The 230-nt window shown below is 49.1% G+C and carries 1 rRNA gene; it reads right to left on the bottom strand.

The features are described from left to right. Positions 1 to 137: 137 nt before the first annotated feature. Positions 138 to 230, bottom strand: a 23S ribosomal RNA gene (locus QSV36_RS10790); the annotation flags it as partial.

Genomic DNA, 230 nt, shown 5'->3' on the forward strand with positions numbered 1-230 from the left:
AAGAAATTCTGTTGCCAGAACGTCTTGGTAGACACTCCAGCCAATCCGGATATGTGATGTTCGTGGTTCGTTGCGAACTTTCGGTTCGTATCATCTTCACCACCGCAATCTGCGCTAGCAAATTGCTTGGGTGTTATATGGTCAAGCCTCACGGGCAATTAGTATTGGTTAGCTCAACGCCTCACAGCGCTTACACACCCAACCTATCAACGTCGTAGTCTTCGACGGCC

Origin of the sequence: Pseudomonas sp. BCRC 81390 (assembly GCF_030341915.1) — a bacterium.
GTDB lineage: Bacteria > Pseudomonadota > Gammaproteobacteria > Pseudomonadales > Pseudomonadaceae > Aquipseudomonas.